The organism is Enterococcus villorum, from assembly GCF_007990225.1.
Taxonomy (GTDB): Bacteria; Bacillota; Bacilli; order Lactobacillales; family Enterococcaceae; genus Enterococcus_B; species Enterococcus_B villorum.
Genome location: NZ_BJWF01000061.1, coordinates 1 through 7559, shown reverse-complemented (window position 1 = coordinate 7559; position 7559 = coordinate 1). Strand labels below are relative to the sequence as shown.

The 7559-nt window shown below is 35.0% G+C and carries 7 protein-coding genes; 4 read left to right on the top strand and 3 right to left on the bottom strand.

Annotated elements, in window-relative coordinates:
* The 3 genes from EVI01_RS12945 to EVI01_RS12935 all read right to left on the bottom strand — a co-directional run.
* The coding region (locus EVI01_RS12945; RefSeq protein ID WP_261766402.1) for a sugar phosphate nucleotidyltransferase at positions 1–177 on the bottom strand (177 nt) is incomplete at its 3' end.
* Between the two features lie 31 nt (positions 178–208).
* A complete protein-coding gene (locus EVI01_RS12940) occupies positions 209–1228 on the bottom strand; it encodes an NAD(P)H-dependent glycerol-3-phosphate dehydrogenase (RefSeq protein ID WP_010750489.1) in 1020 nt (339 codons plus the stop codon).
* A gap of 546 nt (positions 1229–1774) precedes the next feature.
* On the bottom strand, positions 1775–3511 hold the full coding sequence (locus EVI01_RS12935; protein ID WP_010750488.1) for a fibronectin type III domain-containing protein: 1737 nt from the start codon (positions 3509–3511) through the stop codon (positions 1775–1777).
* Positions 3512–3708: 197 nt separating this feature from the next.
* Here EVI01_RS12935 and EVI01_RS12930 point away from each other — a divergent pair, with 197 nt between their 5' ends.
* The 4 genes from EVI01_RS12930 to EVI01_RS12915 all read left to right on the top strand — a co-directional run bounded on the left by EVI01_RS12930 (position 3709) and on the right by EVI01_RS12915 (position 7434).
* Positions 3709–4581, top strand: a complete 873-nt coding sequence (locus tag EVI01_RS12930; RefSeq protein WP_010750487.1) for an Rgg family transcriptional regulator — start codon at positions 3709–3711, stop codon at positions 4579–4581.
* Between the two features lie 305 nt (positions 4582–4886).
* Entirely contained in the window at positions 4887–5525 is a 639-nt protein-coding gene (locus tag EVI01_RS12925) for a lytic polysaccharide monooxygenase (RefSeq protein ID WP_010750486.1), read from the top strand.
* 268 nt (positions 5526–5793) lie between these two features.
* On the top strand, positions 5794–6441 hold the full coding sequence (locus EVI01_RS12920; protein WP_010750485.1) for a lytic polysaccharide monooxygenase: 648 nt from the start codon (positions 5794–5796) through the stop codon (positions 6439–6441).
* Between the two features lie 348 nt (positions 6442–6789).
* On the top strand, positions 6790–7434 hold the full coding sequence (locus EVI01_RS12915) for a lytic polysaccharide monooxygenase auxiliary activity family 9 protein (protein ID WP_010750484.1): 645 nt from the start codon (positions 6790–6792) through the stop codon (positions 7432–7434).
* Positions 7435–7559: the final 125 nt, after the last annotated feature.

The window sequence follows — 7559 nt, the reverse complement described above, 5'->3', positions numbered from 1 at the left end:
CTCTTTTCCTGTTATAATCAAAATATCTTCAATTCCAGACGTTAAGGCTTCTTCCACAATAAATTGAATTGCGGGTTTATCCACAATAGGCAACATCTCTTTTGCCATCGCTTTAGTAGCTGGTAAAAAACGCGTACCTAAACCTCCGGCTGGTATGACTGCTTTTTTCACTTTCATGTTTTTAGACCTCTCATTCCATTAAGGAGTCTCACCTCAAAGAAAACTCATTCTCCATTTTACCATCACGCAACATAATCTCTTTTGCTGCTTTTTTAATATCTTCACCTTTATATAATACATTATAAATGGTTTGAGTAATAGGCATATCCACGCCAAGCTGCTCTGCTAATTCAACTGCTGCTTTTGTTGTAGATACTCCTTCGACCACCATTCCCATATTCTCTAACACTTCTTCTAGCTTATGACCTTGACCAAGTAAATTGCCCGCTCGCCAGTTACGAGAATGAACACTGGTACACGTAACAATCAAATCACCTACACCACTTAAGCCGATAAATGTTAGTGGATTGGCCCCCATCGCTACACCTAATCGGCTGATTTCAGCAAGTCCTCGGGTCATGATGGCTGCTTTTGCATCATCGCCAAAACCTAATCCATGAATGGCACCCGCGCCAATAGCAATGATATTTTTTAAAGCAGCTCCAGTTTCCACACCAATTACGTCGTTATTGGTATAAATTCTAAAATAATCATTCATAAATAGTTCTTGGACATATGTCGCTGCCTTTTGATCAATGCTAGCAGCGGTAATAGTAGTGATATCATGAACAGCTACTTCTTCTGCATGGCTTGGACCTGAAAGGACAACAATCGCTTGCCTTTTTTCTTCAGGAATCTCTTCAGCAATTACTTCAGAAATACGTTTATGCGTTTCTTGTTCTAATCCTTTACTAGCATGAATAATAATCGGTTTGGTATTCATTTTCTTAATTAGCTCTTGTGCTACTGATCGAATGGCTTTCGTCGGTACAACAAATAATACAGCATCTACATCCTTTACTGCATCCGCTAATTCTTTATATCCAATGATTGTTTCAGGAATTTGTAAATTTGGTAAAAATTGTTTGTTTGTATGTTGATAGTTGATTTCGTCGATTTGCTCAGGAACATTCCCCCAAATACGTACATCGTGTCCGTTTTCCGCTAATGTTTGTGCCAAAGCAGTTCCCCAAGAACCTGGGCCTAACACTGCAATTTTTTGTCTCATGGAAATTCCTCCAAAAATAGTTGATATTCATTATTATAGTATAGATGGTTCAAATATTGGACTTATTTTTATTGTTTTAACTGTTTGTTTAACTTCTTTACGTGAAAAAATAGAACACAACTCACTTTATTTGAATATTTCTGTTGTTGCAATAATGCACATTTTCTTTTTTTTCATTTTTTATAAGTTATTATTAAATTATAAATAGAAAATACAATTGTTTCTTAATTGGAGGGAAGATAGATGGGCGAAGAATGGTCAGTTTCACCACCAGTATAGTATTACCTATTTACCTTGCTTTTATATGTGAGATAAAACACAATTTCTTGGTATAAATTAAAAAGATAAGAGATGAAGTGCATGATTTGCCACTGCATCTCTTATCTTTTCTTACTTTCTTTTGGGTAGTTTAAAGTAAGTTCATTCCAACAAGTTCCCTACTAACATGATTCTACTGTCTATCTTCTTTGACTTCATTCCTATAAAAATGAAAAGCCAGAGAAATTTCTCCTAATTAGAAATCACTCTGGCTCTTTTATTCACTTTTTAGCTAATTTTTATCCATAAAGAAAGTGCAACATCTGGTTCCCAAGTTACCGATCCTGTATGTCCTTGACGACAACGATAAAGACTGCCTTTATATGACACAATATCACCTGTTTGATAAATCGTTCCTACTTTCCACTCATTCACTTGTGAACTTTCACTTGCGGTTTTTGCAGTCACTTTTTGGCTTTTATCAGAAATATCAGCAGCATTTACCGCAGCTACTTGGTACTCATAGGTGGTATCAGAAGTTAATCCACTATCAACAAATGTCGGTGTTGTTGAAGATGCTACACGCACGCCATCTCGATAAATTTCATAACGAATGACTTCTTCTTTTGGATCATTCGCTGTCCAAGTAAGTGTCACAGTATTTTTCGTTACACTTTGCACTACTAAATTAGTAGGAATAGAAGGTGTTGTAATTGGTGTTGCTTCTTGCGTTTTAATAACCAAAACATCAGAAGGCGTTGAACGATTGCCGGATGTATCTACGGCTTCAACTGTAAATGAATAAGTTGTATTCGGTGATAGATTGGTTGCGGTATAGTTTGTTGATGTGCTCGTTCCAACCAGTTGATTATTTTGATAAATATTATAATGAGATACTCGTACATTATCCGTAGAAGCGGACCAGCTTAATGAAACACTTGATGATGTAGCTGTCCCTTTTAAATTCTCTGGCTTAGTTGGTTTTTCTGTATCTGGTACTTGTTCTTTGAAAAGATTTTGATAAGCTTTTGCAAATGATTCATTGTAAGCAACCCCAGCAGAATTACTTCCTTCATCCCAGTTGACACTCCATGTCATCAACCCTTTTAATGGTGTATTGTCTTTTTCCATTTGCTCAAATACTTGATAAACTTTAGCTGGATCTTTTACATAACCATTCGCTGCTGCATCTTCATTAGCTGGAATCCCTAATGCTAATTTATTTGCAGGAATTTGGATAAATCCACCGCTACCTTCATTAAATGATTTAGAAATTCCATATAAAAATTCATACTTTTTCTCATCATTATTTTGAGCAATCCATTCCACTCCTACACTGATTCCATCCCCTGCTTGGTTGTACAATTGAGGAGCGATAAAATCATACTCGTCTTGTAATGCAGTGATATATGGCACATATGCTCCCTGGGTTCTTAAATAAGGAAATTCAGGAGCCATTGAAATAATGAAGTGTTTATTTTCTTTCTTATAATGTTCACGGACAATTTTTAATGCCGCAGGAATGACTGTTTGGTTATCCCCAGCAGCTACTGCAGTTTGTTCTAAGTCAATATCTAATCCATCAAAACCATAAACTTCAACTAAACGGATGATTTCATCCGCAAAAGCCTGTTCTTGCCCCCGATGTAATTCAATATGTGAATCTGCTCCACCTAATGAGATAAGTACGGCACGATCTTGTGCATTTAAAGCTGCTACTTTTTCACGAAATGCTTCATCTGTCATATTATATGGTTTGAAAGTTGGGATTCCTTCGCCTTTCATGAAAGAAACTGAGATCACATTATAAAATGGATTAACTTTCGCCAAATCAATGTCTGCCGGACAGCCTTGTTTATAACCTGCTCCTTGTTCTGCTTGCCAATTATGGTAATAACCAACAGCAACTTGTTTATTTGAAATGTCGGGCATAGCATCCGCTGCATCTGCTGCAAAAACATGCGTCCCTCCACCTAGAAATGCACTAAATAACCCGATTGAAAATAATAATGTCTTTTTCTTCATAAAATCGCCTCCTATATTATTTATTACATAACAAATTAAACCATAACTAAATTCGTTTACAAAAAAATGTATGCTCTTACAACAAAACAAAAAATATTGACGCACTTTTTAAGTAAAACAAAGCAAAAATGACAATGTCGGAACATTTTAGAATGACTATGCTATGATTTAAAAAAAAACACTAGGAGGAACCGTCTATGAAAACTCATTCTTCTCTCATTCGTAAATTAAGAAAAGAACGTGGCTTGACACAAGAACAGTTAACACGGGGGATATCTCAACGGGGAACACTTGCGGCTTTCGAATCACGTGGTACAAAAATCAGTTTTGAACTATTAGTTAACTACCTTGAACGGATGAACATTACTTTAGAAGAATATCAATTCCTTCTCAATAACAATTCTCTTAGTAACAAACAAAAATTAACAAATTATTTTATTTCTTCTAAAACCATCACGCGTGAACAAGAATTAGAATTGTTAAATGAATATGAAAAAACTGGAAACATTTATTATCGCCTCGTTTATGCTCAAAGAAGATTGATTACGAACTATCTCTATAACCATGCCACGCTTACACCAGATCTAGAAGAAGAAATAACAATTATAAAAGATTACTTAGAAAAAATTGAAACATGGGGACATTTCGAATTAACTATTTTTTCAAATTGTATGTTTATTTTTGATGATCAATATATTATCCATTCCTTTCAAAAAAGTATATCAAAAATGAAAACTTACATAGATGCCACGTACTATCCAGAACTTTTCTCTCATTTTATCTTAAATGGGTTACGTCTCTCATTTAATCGTCATTCAGTCGTTCTTCGAAAACATTTTTTACGAGAGTTAAAAACAATCACACAAAAACACAAGCGTGCCATAGATATGGCCCATTATAAAATGTTTACTACATTAGATAGGTTAGCTGATGGCGATGAAGCAGCCATTTATGATTTTGAAAAAGGGGTAGAATTCTTTGAATGGCTAGAGCTACACAAAGCAAAAGACTATTATATCAATTTAAAAACTAAGATACTATCTAGAGATCTTCAATCTGTTCCTGGTTGATCGATATTTCTTTTGATAGATGTTTACATTTATTGATGTCACTCTTTTATTTAAATTGCTTCATTTCTTACACCAATAGAAACTGATGACTTATGATTAAAAGTGGTCAAGGAAGACGATGCTTTGATTTGTGGGTATTAAAAAAATGGCTCACTCTTCTTGCTTTTGTTGCGTCTGCTTTACTCCTTGTTATATATTTGTTGCAATACGACACAAAATGACTTCGTTACGTTTTTTTGAATGTATACTAACATTTGTGGAAGAAAGCTCTTTCATAAATATTAATTAACATTTGGAGGAAAAAAATGAAAAAAAGTTCGTTATTAGGTTTAGGTTTGGTTTTGGCTACCACTTGGGTGGCTGCATTCTCATCAGTAGACGTTTCTGCTCATGGATATGTGCAATCTCCGATTAGCCGTGCTTATCAAGGAAACATCGATCGTAACACCGATTATTTTGGAGCGATTGCCAAATATGGAGTTGCCGCTAATGAGCCACAATCATTAGAAGCACCTAAAGGATTCCCAGAAGCAGGACCTGCTGATGGTAAAATCGCTTCAGCTAATGGGGTTAGAGGATTTGAATTGGACCAACAAACATCTACTCTTTGGACAAAACAAAACATGACAACTGGTCCAACCAACTTTACTTGGCGGTTTACAGCGTCCCATTTGACTACAAAATGGCATTATTATATTACTAAAAATGGTTGGGATCAAAATAAGCCACTTTCTCGTAATGACCTTCAACCAATTGGTGAAGTGTATGCTAACGGAGCGGATGCTGAAACAAATCCAACCCATAACATTACTATTCCAAGTGATCACATTGGCTATCATGTCATTTTAGCGGTATGGGATATCTATGACACCTCTAACGCTTTTTATAACGTGATTGATGTTAATATCCAACCACGAACAGCTCTAACAGACTTAGCAAAATAATCGATTTAGTTTAGTGAAAAAGCAAACTTTACAAAATTTCAGTGGATAACGGATGAAAATCAGTCTACTAGTTGTAATGAAACTACAGCTAGTAGGCTTTTTTATATAGATTATAGCTATTACTAATATTTTTAAAATTTATCGTATATTTGTTATTTTTTTGTTGTAGTGCCACACAAATTTATTTTATTTTATGTTCTAGTTGTATAGTAATATTCGTGAAAGAGTTTTCTTTTACAAATATTATCTAACATTTGGAGGAAGAAAAATGAAAAAAAGTTCGTTATTAGGTTTAGGATTAGTTTTGGCTACCACTGGCTTAGCTACATTCTCTTCAGTAAATGTTTCTGCCCATGGTTACGTAAAATCTCCAATTAGTCGTGCTTATCAAGGAAATATCGATGCAAAAAGCAATTGGGGCGCAGCAAGAGAAAAATATGGCGCAGTGGTTGATGAGCCACAATCATTAGAAGCACGCAAAGGGTTTCCAGAAGCAGGTCCTGCCGATGGCAAAATTGCTTCAGCAAATGAAGCTAAAGGACCTCAATTAGATGCACAGACTTCTACTCTTTGGACAAAACAAAATATCACTACTGGTCCAACAAACTTTACTTGGAACTACACAAGAAGTCATTCAACTACTAAATGGCATTATTACATTACTAAAAATGGTTGGGATCAAAATAAAAAACTTACTCGTGATGATCTACAATTTATCGGTGAAGTACAAGGAAATGGTATTGATGCTGAACAAGTTCCAACACAAACAATTACTATTCCAAGTGATCACATTGGCTATCATGTCATTTTAGCTGTCTGGGATATCGCTGATACTCCTAATGCTTTTTACAATGTAATCGATGCCAATATCCAACCAAGAACGGCTTTAACTGATTTAGTTAAAACAACCAAATAAATCGCTTATCTTGATCAATCTGTTGCCATGTGAAAACACATTTTAACGGATGATAAGGTGATTGTCTCGTTATTTTTCACTTCATTTATTTGATTTTACAGTAAAACAACCTACTATATAGCCAAAAAAGAAAGCTATATAGTAGGTTGTTTTTGTACTGTATTTTTTCCTTATCCTAAAAAGAGCGCTATACGTTCTTCCTTACCTATTCAAATAAAAACGGATCCTACACTCACAATAAAATTTATTTTGTTGTAATAACACACAGAATATTATTCTTTCCTTCTTCCATTTTATACTATGGTTGCTAAAAAATTATCTATCACAAATTAGTAGGAGGGAATTAAGTTGAAAAAAAATTTATTATTAGGATTAGGTGTTATTTTGGGAGTCACGGGTTTAACAGCTTTATCTACTGTAGATGTTTCTGCTCATGGATTTGTAGAAAGCCCTATTAGCCGTGCATATCAGGGAAATCTAGATAAAGAAATCAACGAAAATGCTGCCCTGTTGAAATATGGTCCAATCATTTATGAACCCAGCTCATTAGAAGCGCCTAAAGGTTTTCCAGAAGCAGGCCCTGCCGATGGTATGATTGCTTCAGCAAATGGAGTAAAAGGAACTGAATTGGATGTACAGAAGTCTGATTATTGGGTGAAGCAAAACATTACGACTGGTCCTACACCATTTACTTGGAATTATACTGCAGCTCATGCCACTGCCAAATGGCATTATTACATCACTAAAAATGGTTGGGATCAAAACAAAAAACTTACTCGTGATGAATTGCAATTCATTGGAGAAGTACAGGGATATGGACAGACCGCAGACAAAATGCCATTAACACAGACAATTAATATTCCAAGTGATCACATTGGCTATCATGTCATTTTAGCGGTATGGGATATTTATGACACCTCTAACGCTTTTTATAATGTGATTGATGTCAATATCCAACCACGCACTGCTTTAACTGATTTAGCTACTCATTAATCATTCATGTTTTGCTTTTTCTATTCAGCCTTACGATCAAGCAATTCATTGAATAAACATAAGAAAGAGTGTGAGACAAAAAAGTAAAGAATACTTTCGTCTCACACTTTAAATATGTATAAACA